General features: G+C 72.4%; 23 protein-coding genes and 1 tRNA gene. 11 read left to right on the top strand and 13 right to left on the bottom strand.

The window, feature by feature from the left end; translation table 11 throughout:
- Window positions 1-3: 3 nt before the first annotated feature.
- Entirely contained in the window at window positions 4-1,110 is a 1,107-nt protein-coding gene (locus ACTMS2_RS09335) for a sensor histidine kinase (RefSeq protein WP_441175041.1), read from the bottom strand.
- Window positions 1,111-1,419: 309 nt separating this feature from the next.
- Here ACTMS2_RS09335 and ACTMS2_RS09330 point away from each other — a divergent pair, with 309 nt between their 5' ends.
- Both ACTMS2_RS09330 and ACTMS2_RS09325 read left to right on the top strand, forming a co-directional pair.
- Window positions 1,420-1,758 carry a hypothetical protein gene (locus ACTMS2_RS09330; RefSeq protein WP_441175040.1) on the top strand — a complete coding sequence of 113 codons (339 nt, stop codon included), beginning with the start codon at window positions 1,420-1,422 and terminating at the stop codon, window positions 1,756-1,758.
- A 36-nt stretch (window positions 1,759-1,794) separates the two neighbouring features.
- On the top strand, window positions 1,795-2,721 hold the full coding sequence (locus ACTMS2_RS09325) for an NADP-dependent oxidoreductase (RefSeq protein WP_441175039.1): 927 nt from the start codon (window positions 1,795-1,797) through the stop codon (window positions 2,719-2,721).
- Window positions 2,722-2,775: 54 nt separating this feature from the next.
- On the opposite strand, the gene ACTMS2_RS09320 is transcribed toward ACTMS2_RS09325, so the two are convergent.
- Window positions 2,776-3,426, bottom strand: a complete 651-nt coding sequence (locus ACTMS2_RS09320; protein WP_441175038.1) for a hypothetical protein — start codon at window positions 3,424-3,426, stop codon at window positions 2,776-2,778.
- A 243-nt stretch (window positions 3,427-3,669) separates the two neighbouring features.
- Here ACTMS2_RS09320 and ACTMS2_RS09315 point away from each other — a divergent pair, with 243 nt between their 5' ends.
- On the top strand, window positions 3,670-4,272 hold the full coding sequence (locus ACTMS2_RS09315) for a copper resistance protein CopC (protein WP_441175037.1): 603 nt from the start codon (window positions 3,670-3,672) through the stop codon (window positions 4,270-4,272).
- A gap of 153 nt (window positions 4,273-4,425) precedes the next feature.
- On the opposite strand, the gene gltX is transcribed toward ACTMS2_RS09315, so the two are convergent.
- The 3 genes from gltX to ACTMS2_RS09300 are packed head-to-tail and all read right to left on the bottom strand — an operon-like array spanning window position 4,426 to window position 8,491.
- Complete coding sequence (gene gltX / locus ACTMS2_RS09310) at window positions 4,426-5,835, bottom strand: glutamate--tRNA ligase (protein ID WP_441175036.1); 1,410 nt, start codon at window positions 5,833-5,835, stop codon at window positions 4,426-4,428.
- A 50-nt stretch (window positions 5,836-5,885) separates the two neighbouring features.
- Window positions 5,886-7,163, bottom strand: a complete 1,278-nt coding sequence (locus ACTMS2_RS09305; RefSeq protein WP_441175035.1) for an MFS transporter — start codon at window positions 7,161-7,163, stop codon at window positions 5,886-5,888.
- A complete protein-coding gene (locus tag ACTMS2_RS09300) occupies window positions 7,160-8,491 on the bottom strand; it encodes a GH1 family beta-glucosidase (RefSeq protein WP_441175034.1) in 1,332 nt (443 codons plus the stop codon). The genes ACTMS2_RS09305 and ACTMS2_RS09300 overlap by 4 nt, the downstream gene beginning before the upstream one ends.
- A gap of 185 nt (window positions 8,492-8,676) precedes the next feature.
- On the opposite strand from ACTMS2_RS09300, the gene ACTMS2_RS09295 reads away from it, so the two are divergent.
- Entirely contained in the window at window positions 8,677-9,123 is a 447-nt protein-coding gene (locus tag ACTMS2_RS09295) for an SRPBCC family protein (RefSeq protein ID WP_088999023.1), read from the top strand.
- Window positions 9,124-9,300: 177 nt separating this feature from the next.
- On the opposite strand, the gene aceE is transcribed toward ACTMS2_RS09295, so the two are convergent.
- The gene (aceE, locus tag ACTMS2_RS09290; RefSeq protein ID WP_441175033.1) at window positions 9,301-12,045 is read right to left on the bottom strand and encodes a pyruvate dehydrogenase (acetyl-transferring), homodimeric type; all 2,745 of its coding nucleotides are present in this window, start codon (window positions 12,043-12,045) and stop codon (window positions 9,301-9,303) included.
- A gap of 185 nt (window positions 12,046-12,230) precedes the next feature.
- Between aceE and ACTMS2_RS09285 the strand changes: the two genes are divergently transcribed.
- Window positions 12,231-12,635 carry a YjbQ family protein gene (locus ACTMS2_RS09285; protein ID WP_363900337.1) on the top strand — a complete coding sequence of 135 codons (405 nt, stop codon included), beginning with the start codon at window positions 12,231-12,233 and terminating at the stop codon, window positions 12,633-12,635.
- 54 nt (window positions 12,636-12,689) lie between these two features.
- Here the strand turns inward: ACTMS2_RS09285 and ACTMS2_RS09280 are convergent, their stop codons facing one another.
- Genes ACTMS2_RS09280 through ACTMS2_RS09270 form a run of 3 tightly spaced genes read right to left on the bottom strand, consistent with a single transcriptional unit; the run spans window position 12,690 to window position 14,857 of the window.
- On the bottom strand, window positions 12,690-13,487 hold the full coding sequence (locus ACTMS2_RS09280) for an ABC transporter permease subunit (RefSeq protein ID WP_250100945.1): 798 nt from the start codon (window positions 13,485-13,487) through the stop codon (window positions 12,690-12,692).
- Window positions 13,474-14,385 carry an ABC transporter ATP-binding protein gene (locus tag ACTMS2_RS09275; protein ID WP_441175032.1) on the bottom strand — a complete coding sequence of 304 codons (912 nt, stop codon included), beginning with the start codon at window positions 14,383-14,385 and terminating at the stop codon, window positions 13,474-13,476. Before ACTMS2_RS09275 ends, ACTMS2_RS09280 begins: the two co-directional genes overlap by 14 nt.
- Complete coding sequence (locus ACTMS2_RS09270; RefSeq protein ID WP_441175031.1) at window positions 14,378-14,857, bottom strand: GbsR/MarR family transcriptional regulator; 480 nt, start codon at window positions 14,855-14,857, stop codon at window positions 14,378-14,380. The genes ACTMS2_RS09275 and ACTMS2_RS09270 overlap by 8 nt, the downstream gene beginning before the upstream one ends.
- 139 nt (window positions 14,858-14,996) lie before the next feature.
- Here ACTMS2_RS09270 and ACTMS2_RS09265 point away from each other — a divergent pair, with 139 nt between their 5' ends.
- From ACTMS2_RS09265 to ACTMS2_RS09240, 6 genes are all read left to right on the top strand, one after another.
- Window positions 14,997-15,476 (top strand): MarR family winged helix-turn-helix transcriptional regulator, encoded by a 480-nt coding sequence (locus ACTMS2_RS09265; RefSeq protein WP_441175030.1) that lies wholly within the window; start codon window positions 14,997-14,999, stop codon window positions 15,474-15,476.
- A 51-nt stretch (window positions 15,477-15,527) separates the two neighbouring features.
- The gene (locus ACTMS2_RS09260; RefSeq protein ID WP_441175029.1) at window positions 15,528-18,059 is read left to right on the top strand and encodes a thiamine pyrophosphate-dependent enzyme; all 2,532 of its coding nucleotides are present in this window, start codon (window positions 15,528-15,530) and stop codon (window positions 18,057-18,059) included.
- Window positions 18,060-18,171: 112 nt separating this feature from the next.
- Window positions 18,172-18,609, top strand: coding sequence for a DUF3052 domain-containing protein (locus tag ACTMS2_RS09255; RefSeq protein ID WP_007072328.1), 438 nt, complete (start codon window positions 18,172-18,174; stop codon window positions 18,607-18,609).
- Between the two features lie 83 nt (window positions 18,610-18,692).
- Window positions 18,693-19,160, top strand: a complete 468-nt coding sequence (locus tag ACTMS2_RS09250) for a peroxiredoxin (protein ID WP_088999030.1) — start codon at window positions 18,693-18,695, stop codon at window positions 19,158-19,160.
- 79 nt (window positions 19,161-19,239) lie between these two features.
- A tRNA-Val gene (locus ACTMS2_RS09245) sits at window positions 19,240-19,311 on the top strand.
- Window positions 19,312-19,796: 485 nt separating this feature from the next.
- Window positions 19,797-20,117 carry a hypothetical protein gene (locus ACTMS2_RS09240; RefSeq protein ID WP_441175028.1) on the top strand — a complete coding sequence of 107 codons (321 nt, stop codon included), beginning with the start codon at window positions 19,797-19,799 and terminating at the stop codon, window positions 20,115-20,117.
- A gap of 258 nt (window positions 20,118-20,375) precedes the next feature.
- Here the strand turns inward: ACTMS2_RS09240 and ACTMS2_RS09235 are convergent, their stop codons facing one another.
- From ACTMS2_RS09235 to ACTMS2_RS09220, 4 genes are all read right to left on the bottom strand, one after another.
- Window positions 20,376-21,584 (bottom strand): HEAT repeat domain-containing protein, encoded by a 1,209-nt coding sequence (locus tag ACTMS2_RS09235; RefSeq protein WP_441175027.1) that lies wholly within the window; start codon window positions 21,582-21,584, stop codon window positions 20,376-20,378.
- Window positions 21,585-21,681: 97 nt separating this feature from the next.
- A complete protein-coding gene (locus ACTMS2_RS09230) occupies window positions 21,682-22,158 on the bottom strand; it encodes a barstar family protein (RefSeq protein ID WP_441175026.1) in 477 nt (158 codons plus the stop codon).
- Between the two features lie 229 nt (window positions 22,159-22,387).
- The gene (locus tag ACTMS2_RS09225; RefSeq protein ID WP_441175025.1) at window positions 22,388-22,774 is read right to left on the bottom strand and encodes a cyclic-phosphate processing receiver domain-containing protein; all 387 of its coding nucleotides are present in this window, start codon (window positions 22,772-22,774) and stop codon (window positions 22,388-22,390) included.
- A gap of 161 nt (window positions 22,775-22,935) precedes the next feature.
- Complete coding sequence (locus ACTMS2_RS09220; RefSeq protein ID WP_441175024.1) at window positions 22,936-23,655, bottom strand: hypothetical protein; 720 nt, start codon at window positions 23,653-23,655, stop codon at window positions 22,936-22,938.
- Window positions 23,656-23,695: the final 40 nt, after the last annotated feature.

Raw genomic sequence — 23,695 nt, 5'->3', positions numbered from 1 at the left:
CCCTCACGGCGCCACCTCCGTCGGCAGCTCCACCCGTACCCGCCAGCGGCCGTCCGCCGGGCCGGCGGCGAACCGCCCGTTCAGCAGCACGGCCCGCTCCCGCATCCCGATCAGGCCGGCGCCCGCGCCGTTCAGCGTGCCACGGCCGGCGCCGACCGGGTTGCCCACGTCCACCACCAGCCCCGCCGGCTCGTACGCGACGAGCAGGTCGGCCTCGCCGGCGCCGTGCTTGAGCGCGTTGGTCAGCGACTCCTGCACGATCCGGTACGCGGCGAGGTCCACCCCGACCGGCAGCGCGCGCGGCTCGCCGCGCCGGGTCGCGCGTACGGTCAGCCCGGCCGCGCGGACCCGCTCGACCAGCACGTCCAGCTCGCTGAGCCGCGCCCGGGTCGCCTCCTCCGTGGCGTCGACAGCCGTTCCGCCCTCCGCCGGTTCCCGCAGCAGGCCGATCATCTGCCGCATCTCGCCCAGCCCCTGCACGCTGCTCTCCCGGATCACCCGCAGCGCCGACTCGACCTGCGACCGGTCGAGCCCGGGCGCGGAGAGCACGGCCGTGGCGTGGATGGCCACCGCGCTCAGGTGGTTGGCGATCACGTCGTGCAGCTCGCGGGCCATCCGGGCCCGCTCCGCGCCGACCGCCTGGCGGCGGTCCAGCTCCACCAGGCGGGCCGTCTGCTCCGCCCGCGCCCGCTCGGCGGCCGCCTGGTCCCGGTACTGCCGCACGCTGATCCCGGTGAGCACCGGCAGCACCCCGGCCAGGACCACGGGCGCCCCGAAGCCCACGCCCCGCCAGTCGCCCTTCAGCAGCACCCCCACCGCCGTGCCGAGGACGCTCAGCCCGACCGTCGCCTGGAGCAGCCGACGCCACGTGCGGGCCGAGCCGAACACGCACGCGTCGTAGAGCACCTGGGTGTAGACCAGGACGGTCGCCAGCGAGCCGCCCAGAGCGAGGTCGGCCAGCACCGCCACCGTGCCGAGCGCCAGGCTGGCCCGGCTGGCGACCCGGCGCAGGCCCACCGCCACGCAGACCACGGCCAGCGGCAGCAGGAACAGCGTTTCCGGCACATCGGGGCGCCAGGACAGCTGCGGCTGCGTGCCCAGGCCGTACATGACCAACCCGCCGGCCAGACCCGCACAAGCGAGCAGAACGTCCCGCCCACGCCCCCCACCCCATACCCCCACCCCCAGATCCCACCACACCCCCTACACCCCGGGTTTCCGCCGATCGTGCAGGTGTGGTGGGGGGACGAAAGCTGCACAGGTGTACGAAATTCCCACCACAACTCCATGATCGCGAGGGGAGGGGGATGGGTGGGGTGGGGGAGTCGGGTGGCTGATGGGAGGGTCGGTGGCGGCCAGTACGGTGGCAGGGCCCGTCGGAGCTATCCCGGCGGGCGGGGCGAACGTGAGGAGACTCCGATGGCGCACGGGGAGGCCGAGCACGGCTGCGCCCAGGGCGAGCCCTGCCGGCCGGGCCACCACGAGCAGCCGGCGGCGGCCAAGCACCGCCGGCTGCCCGGCGGGTTCCCGGCGCACGCGCCGGAGCACCCGGCCCGCGCCCCGGAGCGCCCCGATGACGAGGTCACCGTGCCCCGGCAGCGCGTCGCGGAGCCGGCTCCGGCCGGCGAGGTCGAGTCGGCGGTGGCGCGGGGCTGCCGCAGCGACCTGCCCGGCTGGGCGGGCGCGCACCGGCACGGCCCGGTCCGCCCCCAGCAGCGCGCGACCCGCCGCGAGCGCCCGCCGCGCCGCTGGTGCTGACCACGGCGACGCCGTCCGGCCGCTAGCGTGGTCGGTGTGAAGGCGATCGCGATCGACGCGTACGGCCCGGCCGACCTGCTGACCGTCCGGGACCTGTCCGACCCGCCGGTCGGCCCGGACACGGTGCTCGTGCGGGTGCGGGCGGCCGGGGTGAACCCGGTCGACTGGAAGGTGCGCGAGGGGCACCTGTCCGGCGCGATCCCCGGGCACTTTCCGCTCGTCCCGGGCTGGGACGCGGCCGGGGTGGTCGAGGCGGTCGGCCCGGCGGTCACCGGGTTCGCCGTGGGCGACGAGGTCGTCGGGTACGTCCGCCGCGACCACGTCCAGTACGGCACGTACGCCGAGCTGGTGCCGGCGCCCGAGCGGACGCTGGCGGGCAAGCCGGTCCAGGCGTCCTGGGCCGAGGCGGCCGGCCTGCCCCTGGCGGGTCTGACGGCGTACCAGGCGCTCCAGTCGGCCCGCACCGGCGCCGGCGACACGGTGCTGGTGCACGGGGCGTCCGGCGGGGTGGGCCACCTGGCGGTGCAGATCGCCCGGGCGCTCGGCGCCGATCGCGTGATCGGCACCGCCGGCGCGGGCAACCACGACTTCGTCCGGTCGCTGGGCGCCGAGCCGGTCACGTACGGCGCCGGGCTGGTCGACCGGGTCCGCGCGGTCGCGCCCGACGGGGTCGACGTGGTGCTCGACCTGTTCGGCGGCGACGCGCTCGACGCCTCCGCCGAGTTGATCACCCGCCCCGCTCGGCTGATCTCCACGGCCGACCCGGAGCACGTCACCCGGCTGGGCGGCAGCTACCTGTTCGTCAAGCCGTCGACCGTGGATCTGGGCGTGCTCGCCGGGCTGGTCGACGCCGGCCGGCTGACCGTCCACGTGCAACGGACGTTCCCGCTGGCGCAGGCGGCGGACGCACAGCGCCTGGTGGAGGCGGGGCACATCCGCGGCAAGGTGGTCCTGGAGGTCTGACCCGGCCCCGCGCACCCGGCCGTCGTTCGGGCGTGTGCCCCCGGCCGGGGCGGGTCAGCGGGTGCGGCGGCGGACCAGCAGCGCGATACCGGCGAGCCCCGAGGTGATGACCAGCACCACCGCGACGTTGAGCAGCAGCAGTCGCTGCAACTCGCCGAGCGCCTCGTCAATGTCCTTCGCCGGGTTGAGGGCGTCCTCCGGGATGACCCGTTCGCCACCGCCGACGCCGCCACTGACGGTGTCGAACTGCCGCTCCAGCGGGACCCCGGCCGTGCGGAGCGTCTCCGACATGCTGAGCCGGCCGAGGAACCAGCCCGCGGCGGTCTTGCGGGCGTCCGGCTGCTTGGCCGGGCGGAAGACGCGCGGCCCGCCGACCGCCTTCGGGTAGAGGTCGTACGTCTGCTTCGGGACGTCACCGGCGTAGACCACGACGGTGTACTTCGGACCGAGGTCGGCGGCCTTCGGGCCCTTGGCCTGCCCCGTACGGCCGAGGAAGTTGACCTGGTCGATGATCGCCACCACGTGCGCGGGCTGGGCCTCGGCGCGCAGCCGCAGCGGCTCCGCCAGCCCCTCGCCGGTGATCTGCACCCCGGCCGGCGGGGGCTTCGGTGCCGCCGTCGCCGTCTCGGCCGGGCCGAGCGACAGGACCGCCGCCGCGAGCCCGCCCGTCAACACCGCGACCAGCCGCCGCATCGTTCGGACCATCGCCGCCTCCTCGCCCCGTTCGATGGATGGCTTGCTGCAGGTCACGCGTTGGTTGGCTGACGGGGGTGACCGAACCCGTGCAGGGCGCCACCCTCAAGACTGCGCAGAACGTCGATCGGTTGCAGCTCGTGGAACAGTAATTGGAACTATCTGTGATCCCGGCCCGACCAATGAACGGCGGCCGTGGATCAGCGGGCGGATCGTACCTTTACGGAGGGGTTCATGGGGGGCAGATTCCCACGAGTGGCGCTCACCTGGCCAGTGGTGGTCGGCGTGGCGCTCGGTGTGTCGTTGTTGCTGCCGGCCGCGCCGGCGGCCGCCCACAACTCGCTGACCGGCAGCGATCCGCGCGACGGTGCCCGGGTGGCCGAGGCGCCGGCCCGCATCGAGCTGCGGTTCCTGGCCAAGGTGGACCCGAATACGACGAAGATCACAGTCACCGGTCCGGACAACGTGGCCGCGCTGGGCGGTGCCCCGACCTTCTCCGGGTCCCGGGTGAGCATGCCGTTCAAGCCGGGCCGGGCGGGGCTCTACGTCGTCGACTACCGGGTGGCCTCCAGCGACGGGCACCCGGTCACCGGCGAGGTGCGGTTCACCCTGACCACGGGCACCCCCGCCGAGTCGCCGACCGCTCCGGCGTCGGCCGTACCGCCGTCGCCCGGGACCGGGCCGACCTCGGCCGCGCCCGAGTCGGCGGGCACGGGCTCGCCGACGGCGGCGGTGCCGGCGGCGAAGGAGAGCGACGACTCGGGCGGGCGCGGCTGGCTGTGGGCGCTCGGCGGCGTGCTCCTGCTCGCCGCCCTCGCCGCCGGCCTGCTGCTGCGCCGCCGCTCGGCCGGCCGCTGAGCGGCACGAGCCCCCGACGCCTCAGCGCCCGGACCGACCGGTCCGGGCGCTGAGGGAGGTACGCCGTGCGCGGCGCGCCGGCGTGCGGGCCACCTGCCGGCGCGGACGCCTTCCCGACGGAGCGCTCGTGGCGGTCGGGAAGGCGACCGGGGCTCAGACCAGGCGGACCCGGGCGGCGCGCAGCCGGCTCAGGGTGCGCTCGCGGCCGAGCACCTCCAGCGACTCGAACAGCGGCAGCCCGACGGTGCGGCCGGTGACCGCGACGCGTACCGGGGCCTGGGCCTTGCCGAGCTTGAGCCCGCGCTCGGCGCCGACGGCCTCCAGCGTCGACTTGAGCGTCTCCGCGTCCCACGACTCCAGCGCCTCGAACGCCGCCGTGGCGGCGTCCAGCAGCTCCGCCGCGCCCTCCTTCATCGCCTTGGCCCAGGCGGCCTCGTCGATCAGCGGCGCGGCGAGGAAGAGGAAGTCGACGTTCGGCACGATCTCGCTGAGCAGCGCGATCCGGGTCTGCGCCAGCGGGGCCACGGCCGCGAAGGCGTCCGCGTCGAACTCCTCCGGCTGCCACGGCGGCGGGGCGATGGTGCCGGTGCCCGTCAGCCACGGCCGGCAGGCCTCGACGAACTCCTCGACTCCGAGCGCCCGGATGTACTCGCCGTTGAACGCCCGGAGCTTCTTCTCGTCGAAGAAGGCCGGCGAGGGGTTGACCTCCTCCAGCCGGTACTCCTGCTCGATCACCGACCACTCGACGATCTCCCGGTCGCCCGACGGCGCCCAGCCGAGCAGCATCAGGTAGTTGCGCATGGCCGAGGCGAGGTAGCCCTCGTCCCGGAACGCCTCCAGGGCCACCTTGTCGCGGCGCTTGGAGAGCTTCTGCCGCTTCTCGTTGACCACCACCGGCACGTGCGCCCAGATCGGCGGCTTGACCCCGAGGGCGTCCCACAGCAGCTGCTGCTTCGGGGTGTTGGGCAGGTGCTCCTCGGCCCGGATCACGTGGGTGATCCCCATGGTCATGTCGTCGACCACGTTGGCGAGCAGGAAGACCGGCGAGCCGTCGCCCCGGGCGATGACGAAGTCCTCGATCAGCTTGTTCTCGAAGGTCGGCTCGCCGCGGATCAGGTCGACCACCGCGGTCTCGCCCTCGTCGGGCGTACGGAAGCGCAGGGCGCGCCCCTCGCCGGCCGGCAGGCCCCGGTCCCGGCAGAAGCCGTCGTAGCCCTGGTACTGCGAGCCGGTGCGGGCCTGCACGGCCTCGCGGGTGCAGTCGCAGTAGTAGGCGCGGCCGGACGCGTGCAGCCGCGCGGCGGCGGCCCGGTGCTCGCCGGCGTACTCGGACTGGAAGTACGGGCCCTCGTAGCTGCCGCGCTCGATGCCGATCCAGTCCAGCGCGGAGAGGATGCCCTCGGTCCACTCCGGCTTGTTGCGGGCCGCGTCGGTGTCCTCGATGCGGAGCACGAACACCCCGCCCTGCTGCTTGGCGTAGATCCAGTTCTGCAGCGCCGAGCGGGCACCGCCGACGTGGAACATCCCGGTCGGGGAGGGGGCGAAGCGCACACGTACCGTCACGTCCCCCAGCCTACGGCGGCGCGCGACCCGATTAGGCCAAGGGGTACGCCTCAGGGCACCGAGCGGATCTTCAGCACCAGCACGCTGCCCAGGACGGTGACCGCCGCGGTGGCCGCGTAGAGCGCGGGATAGCCGCCGAGGTGCACCACGAGCGGGGCGGAGATCGCGGGACCGAGCACCTGCGGGGCGGAGTTGGCGATGTTGATGACACCCAGGTCCTTGGCCCGGTCGGTGGCGGCGGGCAGCACCTGGGTGATGAGCGCGGCGTCCACCGACAGGTAGACGCCGTAGCCGGCGCCGAGCAGCAGCGCGGCGGCCACGGCCACGGGCCAGACCGGCGCGACGGCCAGCAGCAGTGCGGCGACCGCCATGATCCCGCCGGCGGTGATGACGAAGACCTTGCGCCGGCCGGAGCGGTCCGACAGCCGGCCGGCCACCACGGCCGTGGCCGCGAGGCCGGCCGTGTAGAGCAGGATCAGCACCAGCAGGCCGCCCTCGGGGTCGGGGTGGCGCACCTCGTCGGTGAGGAAGTAGAGCAGGTAGAGGGTGCCGAGGGCGTTGCCGAGCTGGACCAGGAAGCGGGTGATCCAGGCCCAGCCGAAGTCGGGGTGCCGGCGCGGCGAGACCCACATCGAGGCGAGCAGGGCGCGCCAGCGCAGCGCCGGGCGGTGCGCCCGGGGCAGCGGGTCGTCGGCGGTGAGCAGCGCGAACGGCAGCGCCAGCAGCAGCACGGCGACCGCCATCGTGGCGTAGCCGGCGGCGGTGCCGCTCACCACGGCGGTCACCAGCACCACGCCGAGCACCAGGCCCAGCGCCTGGGGGATGCCGACCCAGCCGGAGACGCCGCCCCGCTGGGCGACCGGCACCCGGTCCGGCACGGCGGCGGTCAGGCTGGCCAGCATGGCGTTGAAGCAGACCTGCGCGGCGACCCAGCCGAGGGCGACCCCGGCGACGGTGCGCTGCTGCGACAACAGCACCAGGGCCGCCGCGCCGAGCAGCGCCCCGCCGGCGGTCCACACGTGCCGGCGGCCGAACTCCCGCCCGGCCAGTCGCAGGCAGGTGCGGTCCGACAGCGCCCCGGCGAGGGGGTTGGCGAGCACCGCGGCGAGCGCGCCGAGGCCGGTGACCACGGCGAGCGCGGTCTCCTTGTCGGCCGGCGCGATCCGCTCCAACTGCTGCGGCAGAAGCACCTGGATGGGCGTGAAGAACGCCATCCAGACCCCGAGGTTCGCGGCGAAGATCAGCGCGATCCAGCCCCGCCGGACCGGCGTGGTCGGCTCGGCGAGCGCCGCCGGCAGCGACGCCGGCGTCGGGTCGACGGTGGTCACGGCCGGGCGATCAGGTCGCGCAGCCAGGCGTACGAGGACTTGGGCGTACGGAGCTGGGTGTCGAAGTCGACGTGCACCAGGCCGAAGCGCTTGGTGAAGCCCTCCGCCCACTCCCAGTTGTCCAGCAGCGACCAGACGAAGTAGCCGGTGACGTCGACGCCCTCGGCCATCGCCGCCCGTACGGCGCGCAGGTGCCCGTCGAGGTACGCGATGCGCTGCGGGTCGTGCACCCGGCCGTCGGCGTCGGGCGCGTCGTCGTACGCGCAGCCGCTCTCGGTGATCTGGATCGGCGGCAGGTCGTCGGCGTACGTGCGGTGCAGCCAGCCGAGCAGCTCGTGCAGCCCGTCGGGGGCGACCGGCCAGTCGAAGGCGGTGCGCGGGTACCCGTCGAGCGGCACGAACTCGAACGGCAGGGGCGAGCCCTCCTGCGGGGCGCGTACGCCGGTCGGGTTGTAGTAGTTGACGCCCAGCACGTCGATCGGCGCGGCGATCACGTCGAGGTCGCCGGCGCGCACCACGGCGGTGTCGAAGCCCAGCTCGGCGGGGTAGCCCCGGCCGAACAGCGGGTCGGTGAAGAGGCGGTTGTGCAGCGCCTCGTACGCCGCCGCGGCCGCCCGGTCGGCGTCGGTGTCCCCGGCGATGCGCACGGGCGAGTAGTTGTTCGCGATGGCGACCGGGCTCGCGGTGCGCGCCCGCAGCGCGGAGACGGCGAGGCCGTGGGCGAGCAGCTGGTGGTGGGCCACCGGGAAGGCGTCGAAGAGCAGCGTCCGGCCGGGGGCGTGCTCGCCCGTGCCGTGGCCGAGGCTCATGTGGATGAACGGCTCGTTGAGGGTGATCCAGAGCTTCACCCGGTCGCCGAGGCGGGCGGCGGTCGCGTCGGCGTACTCGGCGAAGCGGTGGGCGGTGTCGCGGTTCAGCCAGCCGCCCGCGTCCTCGAGGGCCTGTGGCAGGTCCCAGTGGAAGAGCGTGGCGACGGGATCGACGCCGTGGGCGAGCAGGTCGTCGACGAGCCGGTCGTAGAAGTCCAGCCCGCGCGGGTCGACCGGGCCGTCGCCGGTGGGCCGCACCCGGGGCCAGGCGATCGAGAAGCGGTACGCCGAGACGCCCAGCCCGGCCAGCAGCGCGACGTCCTCGGCGTGCCGGTGGTAGTGGTCGCAGGCCACGTCGCCGGTGCTGCCGTCGGCGATCCGCCCGGGGGAGTGGGCGAACGTGTCCCAGATGGACGCTCCCCGCCCGTCCTCGTCGACGCCGCCCTCGATCTGGTAGGCGGAGGTGGACACTCCCCAGCGGAATCCGGCGGGGAACTCGGGCATCGCTGCGGTCGACATGCGCCCTCCCGGCGTACGTGAATCGTGCTCGCGACTCTAGAGCGCCGTCGATCGATGCGCCATAGGCCTTCCCGCGCCGCAGCGCAATGGATTTCGGCGTGTCTTTTCCGAACCCGTCCAGGTACGTCCGAATTTGCGCATAGAGTGCCGATATCGTGGGATGTCCTCACTGGAGGAAGACGGAAATGATCCTCGTGGAACGCAGTGCGCACGTGATGGCGCCGATGGAAGCGGTCTGGGACGTCGTGCAGCGGGCCGAGCAGTTGCCGGCCTGGCTGGCGGGGGTCCGCGCGGCCGAGGTGCTCTCGGGAGAGGGCTTCGGGCGCCGACAACTCGTCCAGGCCGGACGTGGCGCGGCGCATGAGGCCGAGGTGATCGCCTACCAGGAGCCGACCCTGATCGGCTGGCGCGAACGCGCCAAGGGCGCCGGTGCCCGGGCGGAGGCGCGCACCGAGATCTACGTCCAGCTCACCGCGGACGAGGAGGAGGGCGGGACGATCGTGCGACTCATCGTCGTACGCTGGCCGGCCGGTCCGGTCAAGGCCGCCCTGCTCCGCCTCGGCCTGCGCAGGGTCGGCGCCGACCTGGAGGACTCGCTCGCCCGGCTGACCGATCTGGCCGCCGTCGGCTGAGCCGGGCACGTCCTGGCGTCACCCGCGACGGCGGTGGCCCGGGGGTCCCCGCCAGGGACCCCCGGGACCACCGCCGTTCCGCTTCACGCGCCGCCACTGCCCGGGGCGCCTCACCGGCCCGACCGGCGACGACGAAGGGCCCGGCGCGGGTGCGCCGGGCCCTTCGTCGCGTACGTCCTAGCTGTCGCCGCCGGTCTCGCCGACCGGGGCCGCGTTCACGTCCTCGATGGCGTACTTCTTGGCCGCCTCGGCCGGCACGTTCGCCGGCACCGTGCCGCGCAGGGCGAGCTGCCGCAGCGTCGCCACCACCACCGACTCGGCGTCGACGTGGAAGTGCCGGCGCAGGGCGTGCCGGGTGTCCGACATGCCGAAGCCGTCCGTGCCGAGCGAGGTGTAGTCGCCGGGCACCCAGCGGGCGATCAGGTCCGGCACCGCGCGCATCCAGTCGCTGACCGCGACCTTCGGGCCCTCGGCGTCGGCCAGCTTCTGCTGGATGTACGGCACCCGCTGGTCACCGCCCGGGTTGAGCAGGTTGTGCTCCTCGCACTGCACCGCGTCGCGGCGCAGCTCCGTCCAGGAGGTCACCGACCAGACGTCGGCGGCCACGCCCCAGTCCTGGGCCAGCAGCTGCTGCGCCTTCAGCGCCCACTGCATGCCGGTGCCCGAGGCGAGCACGTTGGCCTTCGGCGCGTCGTCGCCCACCGACGGGGCGGGGGAGTAGCGGTAGATGCCCTTGAGCAGGCCCTCGACGTCCACCCCCTCCGGCTCCGCCGGCTGGAGGATCGGCTCGTTGTAGATCGTCAGGTAGTAGAAGACGTTCTCCTGCGCCTCGCCGTACATGCGGTGCAGGCCGTTCTCCACGATGTGCGCGATCTCGAACGCGAACGCCGGGTCGTACGCGACCACCGCCGGGTTGGTGGCGGCGATCAGCAGCGAGTGGCCGTCCTCGTGCTGGAGCCCTTCGCCGTTGAGCGTGGTCCGGCCGGCGGTGGCGCCGAGCAGGAAGCCCCGCGCCATCTGGTCGGCGGCGGCCCACAGCCCGTCGGCGGTGCGCTGGAACCCGAACATCGAGTAGAAGATGTACATCGGGATCATCGGCTCGTCGTGGGTGGCGTACGCCGAGCCCGCCGCCGTGAACGAGGCGACCGAGCCGGCCTCGTTGATCCCCTCGTGCAGGATCTGCCCGCCGGTGGACTCCTTGTACGACAGGAACAGCTCCCGGTCGACCGAGGTGTAGCGCTGGCCGTGCGGCGAGTAGATCTTCTGCGTCGGGAAGAGCGAGTCCATGCCGAAGGTGCGGGCCTCGTCCGGGATGATCGGCACCCAGCGCTTGCCGAACTCCTTGTCCTTCATCACGTCCTTGAGCAGACGGACGAAGGCCATCGTGGTGGCCACCTTCTGCTTGCCCGAGCCGCGCTTGACGTCGGCGAAGCGCTCCGGGCCGGGGATGGCCAGCCGCTTCTGCCCGGAGCGCCGCGACGGCAGGTAGCCGCCGAGCTGCTGGCGCCGCTCCTTGAGGTAGGCGATCTCGTCGGACTTCTCGCCCGGCGTGTAGTACGGCGGCAGGTAGGGGTTGTCCTCCAGCGCCTTGTCCGGAATGTCCAGGTAGAGGCGGTCGCGGAAGGTCTTCAGGTCCTCCAGCGTCAGCTTCTTCATCTGGTGCGTGGCGTTGCGGCCCTCGAAGTGCGAGCCCAGCGTCCAGCCCTTGATCGTCTTGGCCAGGATGACGGTCGGCTGACCGGTGTGCTCCATCGCCGCCTTGTAGGCCGCGTAGAGCTTGCGGTAGTCGTGCCCGCCCCGCTTGAGGTTCCAGATCTCGTCGTCGCTGAGGTCCTCGACCATCTTGCGGGTCCGCTGGTCGCGGCCGAAGAAGTGCTCCCGGACGTACGCCCCGGACTCCGCCTTGTAGGTCTGGTAGTCACCGTCGGGCGTGGTGTTCATCAGGTTGACCAGCGCGCCGTCGGTGTCCGCGGCGAGCAGCGGGTCCCACTCCCGGCCCCAGACCACCTTGATGACGTTCCAGCCGGCGCCCCTGAAGAACGCCTCCAGCTCCTGCATGACCTTGCCGTTGCCGCGCACCGGCCCGTCGAGGCGCTGGAGGTTGCAGTTGATCACGAAGGTGAGGTTGTCCAGCTCCTCGCGGGCGGCCACGCCGATCGCGCCGAGCGTCTCCGGCTCGTCCATCTCGCCGTCGCCCAGGTACGCCCACACGTGCTGGTCCGAGGTGTCCTTGATGCCCCGGTGGTGCAGGTAGCGGTTGAACCGCGCCTGGTAGATCGCGTTCAGCCCGCCCAGGCCCATCGAGACCGTGGGGAACTCCCAGAAGTCCGGCATGAGCCGCGGGTGCGGGTACGACGGCAGGCCGCCGCCCGGGTGTGACAGCTCCTGGCGGAACCCGTCGAGCTGGTGCTCGGTCAGCCGCCCCTCCAGGAACGCCCGCGCGTACATGCCGGGGGAGGCGTGGCCCTGGTAGAAGATGTGGTCGCCGCCGCCCGGGTGGTCCTTGCCGCGGAAGAAGTGGTTGAAGCCCACCTCGTAGAGCGAGGCCGAGCTGGCGAAGGTGGAGATGTGCCCGCCGACGCCGATCTCGGGGCGCTGCGCCCGGTGCACCAGCATGGCCGCGTTCCACCGCACGTACGCCCGGATCCGCCGTTCCACGTGCTCGTCACCCGGGAACCACGGTTCGCGCTCCGGCGGGATGGTGTTGATGTAGTCGGTGGTGGTCAGCGACGGCACCCCGACCTGGCGCTCGCGGGCCCGCTCCAGCAGGCGCAGCATGACGTAGCGGGCGCGCTTGGTCCCGCGCTCGTCGATGACACCGTCGAGCGACTCGACCCATTCGCCGGTCTCTTCAGGGTCGATGTCCGGAAGCTGGCTCGGCAGACCAGCGGTGATCACCGGGCGCTTGCGTTCCGTAGCCACAGGCGTTCCCTCGGTTCTGTGTGGGATAGGTCTCTAGCGCCATCCTGCCCCCTGGTGGCACCCGCCGTCACGCCCACCGCCCGGAGACGCGACGCGCGACACAGGTACCCGTCGGTAACTTTGCGCAACCGGCCAGGCCGGTGGGAGTTGGGCGGCCGGCTACCGCCTCGGGCAGAATGCGTCGTATGCGCAGTGAGGTGATCACCGTCCAGACCGGGGCCCGGCCCACCGTCCGGGACATCACGGCGGAGGCCGAGCGCTTCGTCGCCGGGCAGGGCGACGGCCTGCTGCACGTCTTCGTGCCGCACGCCACTGCCGGACTGGCGATCATCGAGACCGGCTCGGGTTCCGACGACGACCTGCTCGCCGCGCTCGACGACCTGCTGCCCACCGACGACCGCTGGCGGCACCGGCACGGCTCGCCCGGGCACGGGCGCGACCACGTGCTGCCGGCCTTCGTCCCCCCGTACGCGACGCTGCCGGTGGTCGACGGCCGGCTGGCGCTGGGCACCTGGCAGTCGGTCTGCCTGGTCGACCCCAACGGCGACAACCCCACCCGCAGCGTCCGCTTCTCGTTCCTGCCCGGCTGACGGCGCGCTCCGAGCCGCCCGGTCGGGCCGCGACGGCGCGTTCCGTGCTTCGGGTCAGACCGCGATGTCGCGTCGGGCGAAGGTGACCGCGCCGACGGCGGCCAGCGCCACGGTGGCGCCGGCGAGCAGCAGCGCCCCGACCGGCTGCACGCCGTCGAGCAGCGGCGAGCCGCCCAGGTACCAGTGGAACGGGGACAGCTCCCGCGCCCAGGCCAGCCCCCGCACCTGGGGCAGGACCGAGTTCGCCAGGTAGCCGAGCACGGCCACCGCGGCGCTGACCCCGAGCGCCACGGCCCGCCGCCCGGTGGCCGCGCCGACAGCGAAGGCGAGCGCGGCGAAGGCCAGCCCGAACAGGGCCAGGTGCAGGGTCATCGCCGCGAAGCCGCCGACGCCGATGCCGTCGAACTGCGACGGCCCGCTCAGCGCGACCATCGCCAGGCCGAGCAGGACGGCCACCGCCACGATGCCGACAGCCACCGCGGCGAGGCGGAGCAGGACCAGCCGGGTCCGGCCGACCGGGTGGGCGAGCACCAGGTCGAGCGTGCCGGCCTCCTCGTCGCCGGCCACCGCGCGGGCCCCGGCGGCGATGGCGAACACGGCGACCAGCAGCGGCACCAGCAGGCCGTACACGGCGCTGCCGAGGTAGCCGGCGGCGCTGGTGAGGTCGCTGTAGTTGAACGCCTCCAGCAGCCCCTCCGGGTACGCCTCCAACGCCTTCGTCATCTCCGGCGTCTGCATCGTCGGCCAGAACGAGGCGTACATCGCCCCGACGGCGACGATCGACACGGTCCAGCCGAACAGCGACCGGCGCGCGTCGTAGAGGGCCTTGGTGAACGGGTCACGCAGCAGCACGGACGGACTCCTCGCGCGAGTAGTAGCCGAAGAACAACTCCTCGAGATCGGGCTCCTCGGAGAGCAGCCCGATCACGGTGTGCCCGGCGGCCGCCTTGACCAGCGCGTCGGCCCGCCCGTCGAGGCGGCAGCGCAGGGTGGTTCCCGCGACCGTCACCTCGCTCACGCCCGGCAGGGCGGCGAACTCCGCCTCGGCGACCGGCTCGGCGAAGGTGACCTCCACCCGGCGTACGGCACGCTCGCGCAGCTCCTCGACCCGCGCCACGGTGACCAGCCGGCCCTCGCGGATGATGCCCACCCGGTCGGCGGCCTGCTGCACCTCGCTCATGACGTGCGAGGACATGAACACCGTCCGGCCGTCGGCGCGCGCCTCCCGCACCAACGACAGGAACTCCTGCTGGAGGAACGGGTCGAGCCCGCTGGTCGGCTCGTCGAGGATCAGCAGCTCCGGGTCGTGCATGAACGCCTGCACCACGCCGACCTTCTGCCGGTTGCCCTTGCTGAGCCCTCTGATCCGCCGGCCGAGGTCCAGGTCGAGCCGGGCGGCCAACTCGTCGATCCGGGCCCGGGGCACCCCGCCGCGCAGATTGCCCAGGTAGGTGAGCAGCTCCCGGGCGCTCTGCCGGCCGTCCACGACGAAGTCGCCGGCCAGGTAGCCGATCCGGCGGCGCAGGGCGACCCCGTCGCGGCGGGGATCCGCGCCGAGGACGCTGATCCGGCCGCTGGTCGGGCGGATCAGGTCGAGCAGCAGCCGGATCGTGGTGGACTTGCCGGCTCCGTTGGGACCGAGGAACCCGTACACCTCGCCGCGCTCGACCCGCAGGTCCAGCCCGGTCAGGCCCCGGTTGCGCCCGTAGGTCTTGACCAGTTCGCCGGTCTCGATGGCGGGGTCAGCCATCGTTGCCTCCCCTCTTGTCGTACTCGGCCTCGAAGCGTTCGACGAGCTTCGGCACCTCGCGCTCGACGAACGCGTAGAAGTCCCGCATCACCCGCAGCCGTTCGCTGCCGGGCGCGTCCTCGCCGCCGACGACGGTCAGCCCCTGCTCCATCAGCTGGCGGAACACCCGGAACTTGGCGGCGTCGGCGGCGATGCGGATGATCGCGTCCGGCCTGACCTCGTAGGCGTGCCCGCGGTGGCCCGGCACCGGCACCCGCCGGGCCAGCCCGCTGGTCTCCAGCATCCGCATGCCGGTGCTGACCGAGCCCTTGGAGAGCCCGAGCCCCTCGGCGAGCTGGGCGCTGGTCTGCCACGGCGGGTCGCAGACGAGCAGCCAGCCGAGCAGCTTGCCGTACGCCGGTGGCAGGCCGAGCCCGCTCAGCACGACGGCGGCCTCCTCGGCGTAGTGGCGCTGGGCGGACGCTTCCGTCATGACTCCTCGTTTCGAACGTTCAATAAGTTCTGAACAGACCATACGCGCGGGTCGGCGTCCCCGGCAAGGGGTGTCGTGCCGCCGGCAGACCCCGTGCGGTCCGGGTGCCGAACTGTCGGCCGAAAGTAGGATGTGCGGCATGGCGCAGCACACCGTCCCCTCCACCCCGGCGGATCCCGCTCGCGCGGCGCTGGCGGGCGACGTGGTGCGCCGTATCACGCACATCGCCGCCGCGCTGCGCCACCAGCAGGGCATGGAGATCGCCGAGCTGGGGCTGACCCCCGCGACCGCGCGGGCGCTCCACGAGCTGGACCCCGACCGGCCGCTGCCGGCCCGTGACCTCGCCGCCGGGCTGGGCTGCGACCGCTCCAACGTGACCGCCCTGGTGGACAAGCTGGAACGGGCCGGGCTGGTCGAGCGGCACGCCGACCCCGCCGACCGGCGGCAGAAGACGCTGGTGGTGACCGGGCCGGGACGGCAGGTGCGGGCCCGGGTGCAGCAGGTCATGTCGGATTCCCGGCTGCTCGCCGGGCTCAGCGGGCGGGAGCTGGCGACCCTGCGCGAGCTGGTCTGGAAGGTCTCCGACGGGGGCTGCCCCGAGCGGTGCGACGAGGACTGACCGACACCGCGTCGTTCGTGTCCGAGTGGGCGCGCGGGCCGCTCGTCGGTAATGCTGTCCGACGTGACCACCCCGCAAGATCTCGACGACCGGTTCCGGGAGACGCTGGCCGCGCTGGCCGCCCCGGCGCAGCGGCGTGACCCGGCACGGCCGGTCACCGACGACACGACTCTGACCGGCGCGCGGGCGCTGGAACTCTTCGACGCGCAGGCCACCAGCCGCCAGCTCGACCTCGCCGGCCGGTGGCTGCGCAGCTTCGGCGAGGGCTTCTACACGATCGGTTCCGCAGGCCACGAGGGCAACGCCGCGGTGGCCGCCGCGCTGCGCGCCACCGATCCGGCGTTGCTGCACTACCGCTCGGGTGCCTTCTACTGCGTCCGCGCGGCCCAGGCCGGCGGTTCGGTGCCGGCGGAGCGGCCGGAGGCCGAGCATCCCGAAGACGACCAGCCAGAGGCCGCGCGGCCCGAGGCCGAGCGGGTCGGGGCCGGGCACGGTGGTTCCGACCGGCCCGCCGAGGCTTCGCCGGGCGACGCGGTCGGCTCCGGCGACGCCCCCGCGCCCGACGCCCCCGCCCCGGACGAGCCGGCCGGCGGCGCCGGGTCCGTCGCGGACCAGCCGCTCTCCCCGGCGTACGCCGAAGCGGCCCGCGACGTCCTGCGCGGCATGGTCGCCTCCAGCCGCGAGCCGATCGCCGGCGGACGCCACAAGGTCTTCGGCCGGGCCGACCTGGCCGTCGTCCCGACCACCTCCACCATCGCCTCCCACCTGCCCCGCGCCGTCGGGATGGGACTGGCGGTGGAACGGCTCCGCCGGCTGGACACCTCCGGCCGGCGCGACGGGGCACAGGCCGGCGCCGAGCAGGCGCCCTGGCCGCCGGACGCCATCGTGGTCTGCTCGTTCGGCGACGCCTCGGTCAACCACGCGAGCGCCACCGCCGCGTTCAACACCGCCGGCTGGTACGACCACACCGGCCTGCGCATCCCGGTGCTCTTCGTCTGCGAGGACAACGGCCTCGGCATCAGCGTCCGCTCCCCGAAGGGGTGGGTGGAGACCACGCTGCGGTCCAAGCCGGGGATCCGCTACTTCGCCGCCGAGGGCGACGACCTGGTGCGGGCGTACGAGGCCGCGGCCGAGGCGGCGGCCTGGGTGCGGCGGCACCGGCGTCCCGCCGTGCTGCACCTGTCGACGGTGCGGCTGATGGGGCACGCCGGGGCGGACGCCGAGACCGCGTACCGCAGCGCCGGTGAGATCGCCGCGGACCTCGACCGCGACCCGCTGGCCGGCACGGCACGGCTGCTGGTCGACGCCGGGGTGGCCACGGGCGAGGAGCTGCTGGCCCGCTACGACGAGATCGGCTGGCAGGTGCGCCGGATCGCCGAGGAGGTGCTGGACGAGCCGAAGCTCACCGCGCCGGCGGACGTGGTGGCCCCGCTGGCCCCCCGCCGGCCGGCCCGCCTCGCCCGGGCGGTGGCCGAAGCGGCGGCCCGCGCCGCGGGCCCCGGTGCCGGCGCCCGGACGGAGGCGTTCGGTGGCAAGCCGCCCGAGCTGACCGGCCCGCTGACGCTGGCGCAGAGCATCAACGCCGCACTCGCCGACGGGATGCTCGACCACCCGCAGATGGCGGTGTTCGGCGAGGACGTCGGAGCCAAGGGCGGCGTCTACGGGGTGACGAAGGGGCTGCGGGACCGCTTCGGCGCGGCCCGGGTCTTCGACACGCTGCTCGACGAGACCTCGATCCTCGGGCTGGGGCTCGGCGCCGGGCTGGCCGGGATGCTGCCCGTGCCCGAGATCCAGTACCTGGCGTACCTGCACAACGCCGAGGACCAGCTGCGCGGCGAGGCCGCCACGATGCAGTTCTTCTCGCAGGGAGCCTTCCGCAATCCGATGGTGGTGCGGGTGGCCGGCCTGGCGTACCAGGAGGGCTTCGGGGGGCACTTCCACAACGACAACTCGGTGGCCGTACTCCGGGACGTGCCAGGTCTGGTGATCGCCGTGCCGGCGCGGCCCGACGACGCCGCGCCCATGCTGCGCACCTGCCTGGCCAGCGCCGCGGTGGACGGCACCGTCTGCGTCTTCCTGGAGCCGATCGCGCTCTACCACACCCGCGACCTGTACGCCGACGGTGACGGTGAGTGGCTGGCCCACTACGCCGAGCCCGGCGCGTGGACCGGCGGCCACGTGCCGATCGGGCGGGCCCGCGTCTACGGCGTCGGCTCCGCCGAGGACGTCACGATCATCACGTTCGGTAACGGAGTGCCGATGTCGCTGCGCGCGGCGGCCACCCTCGCCGACGAGGGCGTCGGCACCCGGGTCGTGGACCTACGCTGGCTGTCCCCGCTGCCGGTGGCCGACATCATCCGCGAGGCCGCGGCGACCGGCCGGGTGCTGGTCGTGGACGAGACCCGCCGCTCCGGCGGGGTGGGCGAGGGGGTCATCGCGGCCCTGGTGGATGCCGGATATGTCGGAGCGGCGCGGCGAGTGGCCGGAGTTGACTCGTTTGTACCATTAGGCCCGGCGGCGCGTCAGGTTCTGGTCTCCGAGGAAGCAATTACCCAGGGTGCCCGCACGCTCCTGGCACGGTAAATTCCGTTGCACCCGGTGCGCCACTTGCGCGGGGAGCCACAACTGTGTGGACTTTGCCTGACGGCGTCGACGTGACGCCGCAGGCAGGGATGAGATGAGGAGGCACGCGACAGTGAGCGCGACCGCTGGTCAGGCCGCCGACGGGGTACGCAGCCTGGCGGACCGGTTCGGGATCGAACCGGGGATGGTCGTCATGGAGATGGGGTACGACGAAGACGTCGACCAGGATCTCCGGGACGCCCTGACCGACCGCTGTGGAGAGCTGGTCGACGAGGACACCGACGAGGTGGTCGACGCGGTGCTGGTCTGGTACCGCGACGGCGACGGTGATCTCTTCGAGCTCCTCGTCGACGCCCTCGGCCCGCTGGCCGACAACGGCGTCGTGTGGCTGCTCACGCCCAAGGCGGGGCGTGAGGGGCACGTGGAGCCGAGCGAGGTCGCCGAGTCCGCGCCCACCGCCGGCCTCCAGCAGACCTCCACCGTCAACGCCGGCCGGGACTGGAGCGGCGCCCGCCTCGTCCTGCGCCGCGGGGCCAAGGGCAAGAAGTAGACCGAGGCCGGCGATCACCCGGCGGCGCCCGCTGCCGGGTGTGGCAGGCTGTTGCCCATCCGACCCCATCCTGAGGAGCTCGCATGCCGATCGAGGTTGGCGCCGAGGCGCCGGACTTCGTGCTCAAGGACCAGAACAACCAGGAGGTCCGGCTCTCGGACTTCCGTGGCAAGCGCACCGTGCTGCTGGTCTTCTACCCGCTCGCCTTCACCGGGATCTGCCAGGGCGAGCTGTGCGAGGTGCGGGACAACCTCAACGACTACGTCAACGACGACGTCCAGGTGCTGACGGTCAGCGTCGACTCCGTCTACGCCCACAAGATCTGGGCCGACAAGGAGGGCTACCAGTTCCCGCTGCTGGCCGACTTCTGGCCGCACGGCGCGGTGGCCCAGTCGTACGGCGTCTTCAACGACGTCGCCGGCATCGCCAACCGGGGCACCTTCGTGATCGACAAGGCCGGCGTGGTCCGCTTCGCCGAGATGAACATGCCGGGCGAGGCCCGCGACCAGCAGGGTTGGCGCAAGGCCCTCGCCGACGCCGTCGCGGCCTGACCAACCGGGCACGCCGTACGACCGGGCCGGTGGAGGGCAGGGTAAGCTAGCCAACCTCCGGCCCGCTCGTACGGGTTCCGGGCGCGTAGCTCAGTGGGAGAGCACTCGCCTTACAAGCGAGGGGTCGCAGGTTCGAAACCTGCCGCGCCCACCCTTCACCACCCGCACCAACACCGGCCCGAAGATCAGAAACCAGGCCGATGGCAGCAACGGTGACAAGCGATGTCCCGATGGGCGAACCGCGACGACTGGGCGCGCTCGACATCCACCCGTCGGCCCTGTTCCGTACGCTATCCGCCGCCGGACTGCCCTCCAGGACAGATACGCCCTGCTGGCGGCCGACCCGGCGGTCGACGAAGAAGTCGACCCCGACAAGATCGACGACGACGTCCTGGCGCTGCTGTTCGTCAGCTGCCACCCGGTGCTCTCCCTCGAGGCCCGGGTGGCGCTGACCCTGCGCGTGGTCGGCGGCCTGTCCAACGTTCGCCGGTCCTGCTGGAGGACCAGGACCGGCGGCGGTGGGACTTCTCGGCGATTCGCCGTGGGCTGGCCGCGCTGGTCAAGGCATCGACTCGCGGCCTCGGCCCCTACGGCCTGCAGGCCGCGATCGCCGCCGCCCACGCGTCGGCGCCCTCTGTGGAGGCGACCGACTGGGACCGGATCGTGGTGCTCTACGAGGCGCTCGGCCGGGTCGCGCCCTCGCCGGTGGTCGAGCTCAATCGGGCCGTCGCCGTGGCCATGGCCTCGGGTCCGGCGCAAGCCCTGGCCATCGTGGACGAGCTGATCGCCGTGGCCCGGCTCCCCGGTTCGCATTTGGTTCCGACCGTACGCGGGGAGCTGCTGGCCCGCATCGGCCGGCGGCCGGAAGCGCGCGCCGAGCTGGAGCTGGCGGCCCGGCTGTGCGCCAACCAGCGCGAACGCTCAGTGCTGCTGCGCAAGGCGGCCGCGCTGGGCTGACCTCTCCAGCCCGGCCAGCCGGGATTCGTGTACAGGCCCCACTCCACCACTCCACGATTCGACGTAGCCGTCACCGCGACTCCAACCGCATGGCCACGATCATCCCAGCCGTACAGGTGCCGCCCCCACCTGTCGCCGCCGGCCACCGCCGACATCCTGATCTGCCGCCGATAGCGCGCTTGTCGTCGCTGTTTGGAGCGCCGCTCATCGCCCACCTCAAGGCCACGCGTAGGGGGACCGCCATCCACGTGGTGTTGGCTACCCGTCCCCGCCAGCGTAGGCGCGCAGCGCCTCGTAGGTTGTCGGCAGGCCGTGTTGGCGGAGCGGGCCGTCCGGGCCCGACGGGCCGAATACGTGTGGATTCTGCGTGAGCCAGAGGACCACTGCCCGCTGTGCCGCCGTCAGTTCCTGGAAGGTGTGGCCGTGGTCCGATTCCATGTGCGGGAACGCGTAGTCCAGCACCACGTTGAAGTGGTTGTGCCAGTTCGACGTGGGTTGCTCGGCCAGTACCACGGCGACGAGGTCCGCACGCATCTGCTCGGCCATCGGCTCGGCGACGCGGTCGAGCACTTCGAGTGCGAGATCGGCGGGGTGTGCTTCCCAGATGGTCTGCTCGATGTTCCGCTTCCGGAGGATCGCCCATGAGCGGAGTTCGGCTACTGCAGAGCCCGGTGCCCCTTCCCCTGCCAGGAGCGCCCACGTCAGTGCAGCCGACCATCTCAGGTGGGAATCTGTGCTTCCAAGCTGTCTGTCGAGAAGGTCCGCCACATGCTGTGTACACGCGCCGCCGACCAGTCCCAGGGCGACGAGCGCCGCTCCCGCTATCCGCACTGGCTGCTGGTCGTCGGAGGCGACTTCGATGAGGCGGGGGCGGATGGAGGCCATTTCTTCCGGGAACCAGGCCAAAGCTTGGATCGCTTCGCCTGCGACCTCGGCGTCGGAGTCAGCCAGGCATTTCAGCAGCACCGGGACGCCGGACCGGACGGCGTCGTACGCGACGAGCTCGTGCCTGGTCTCCAACAGGCGCCGCTCGGCCTTGGCCAGCGGGATGGGCTGTCTCTGCCCTGTGCTGACGACGTCGTACCAGTGCTTCATCGTCCGCGACCAGCGCTGCCAGGTCTCCTCGGGGACTTGGGCCACGGCGTGCCGCATTTCGGCGACCGGGAAGCCGGTGGCCATGTGGTCGTGCCCGTAACCGACGGCAAGGCTGGAGAGCAGGCGAATGACTTCGTGCCTGGCCGGCGTGGTGGGGTCGGCCACCAATTCCAGCAGGAACCGGACTGCGTATGCGCTGGCCTCGTAGCGACTGCCCTGATGGAAGATGTTGCCGTACAACTCGTACATCGCTGCGCTGCGGACCTCGCCGTCGGGTGAGCGCAGGTCACGGATGAGGCCGGGTACGTCCTCGGCGCTTCCGTATGCGTGCGTCAACGAGGCCCAGTCGACGCTGTTCAGGTCGAGTTGCACCCCCCGCATTCTCCACGATGCGTGGCCAACATGGGGTACGCCGACTCCTCTGCCGATAAGCGGACGGTAGGCGGTGGCCGCGCGCATCGACGACTCGCTATATTTTGTCCACTGCATAGGCGATCTCCTGCCGCAACGGCGCCGCCTCCTCGTCGCGGTCGCACAGCAGCAGCACCCTGAACGGGATGCCCTTGCCGTCCGGCTGGCCGAGCGGGCTCGCCCAGTGACGAACGGCCTGATAAAGGATTTGGAATAGCGTGTGCTGATCCTCGGCACTGCTCGACAGCAACTGGGGCGCGTTCTCGACCACGATCAGGTACCCGTCCGCCGGCAGCCAGTTCAGATCACGAAGGCAGTCGGACAACGCGTTCCAGTTCCAGCCAAAGTAGCCGGGAAAGAGGAGCGCGTCGGAGAACTCGTAGAGGGCGTGGTCGGCATCCGTCATCCTCGTTCCGTCAAGCCGGGCGACGACGAACCTGCCCGTTGCCGGTAGCGCAGCGGCGAGCTCCACCAAGGCACTGCGCGAGCAAACCGCGAGCTGGTCAGTGGAGCCGCTCCACCAGTTGTTCATCATTCAGGCCCACCACGGTCTGCGTAGTTCCACGACCTCAGCGACCTCGCACGCCGTGTCTCCCGGGGTCTTCAGTGTGCCCGGGAAACAGCACAGCACGACGGGCAGGCCCTCGACCGAATGACCGGATCGGCTGACAAGCGGTCGCCAGTGCGGACGAGGCTCCGTCACGTCGGCCCCCGCAGCGTGCCGGTGGGGACCGATTGGAGCGAGGTTGAAGCCAGCGTCCTGTTCAGGCAGGGCGTCGATGGCCGTCAGATGTAGGCGCATCGAGATAGCCGACGTCCGTGGAACCCGACGCGATGCGGACGCGGTAGCCCCAGTTTCGGAGGACCTGTGCGATCTTCGCGGCGCCGCCCGGGTTGCAGGAATGGACGTTGACGACGCCGATGTAGAAGGGGCGCTTCTCGAAAGCGGCCCGTTCCAAGACCTCCACGACCGGCCAGATCGTGTCGTTGCCGCCCAGGTCGTGATCCAGCCATAGCTCATCCACGTGCCCGTCCCGGTACCGATGGAGGAGTTCGACTCCGGCAGCGCTCGTAGGGGCCACCTCCGCGCTGCGGCCATCGACGAACGAACGAAGGTCATCGACCAGAACGATCGTCCGGCGGGCATCCACGCGATGATGATGCCCGGCGCCGTCACAATTGCCAACCGGATCTGCCGCCGCCCGAGAGTCACGAGGCGTGACGAGGTGTCGTAGGATCCGTCGCGCTGAGACAGGGGACCCCCTGTGTTACCGAATCATCTGAGCGCCGCTGCTGCGGCACCGGCGTCTCGTCAGCGGGCCGTTTGCTTGCCAACTGTGTCGGCTCGGATCGCGATGGTGACCTGGTTCCCCGCGGCGGGGTCGATGACGCAGTGCAGTCCGAGGTCTGTGATGCGGCCGTCGCGTGGGTCCCACTCGCGGGCACCAGCGTCACTTCCCAAGATTGAGCCGAGCGAGTCGATCGTGGGCTTCCACAGGTTCGGCCAGGCGCGGCGGGGCCCGACCACGAACGCAAGCTGGAGGGCGATACCGCCATCGAGAAGTGGTTGAGCGGCGATGATCTGGTCGCGGATCTGCCGCTTGTATGCGGTGGTACTGGCTGACGCAGTCGTGCGCACCTGCAGCGAGCACACCCCGCCGGGATCCTGGACAGCGTGCGTCTGGCACACCGCGACCGAGGACCTCGTTGCATGCCGCTTGGTCGCCCACACCGAGGCGAACTGCCGCCCGATGCCCTTGGTCAACTGCGGGACGAGCGGAAACAGGTAGTTGTCGAGGTCGTTGAGCGCGAGCAGGGGCACCTTGTCCGGCAGCCCGATGTCCACGCGCAGCGCGAGCGGATCCGGTGTGACGCCCAACTGCATGGCGACGGCCGACTGGACGTCGGCGGCAAACGCGGCGAAGCGGACCTGGCCAGGTGACCCAGCCGTGTCCCAGCTGGCCAGGGCAGGCGGAACGCTCAGCGCGCTTCCCATGGACTCCGGGCGCGCATAGAAGACAGGCAAGGCCACAGGCGGAATCTATCGCCAGACCACAGCTCGACCACCCGTT

The sequence above is a fragment of the Micromonospora sp. SD12 genome (assembly GCF_052068495.1).
In the GTDB taxonomy this organism is placed as follows: Bacteria; Actinomycetota; Actinomycetes; order Mycobacteriales; family Micromonosporaceae; genus Micromonospora; species Micromonospora echinofusca.
The sequence above is the reverse complement of the archived record's forward strand: the minus strand, read 5'-3'. Positions and strand labels throughout refer to the sequence as shown.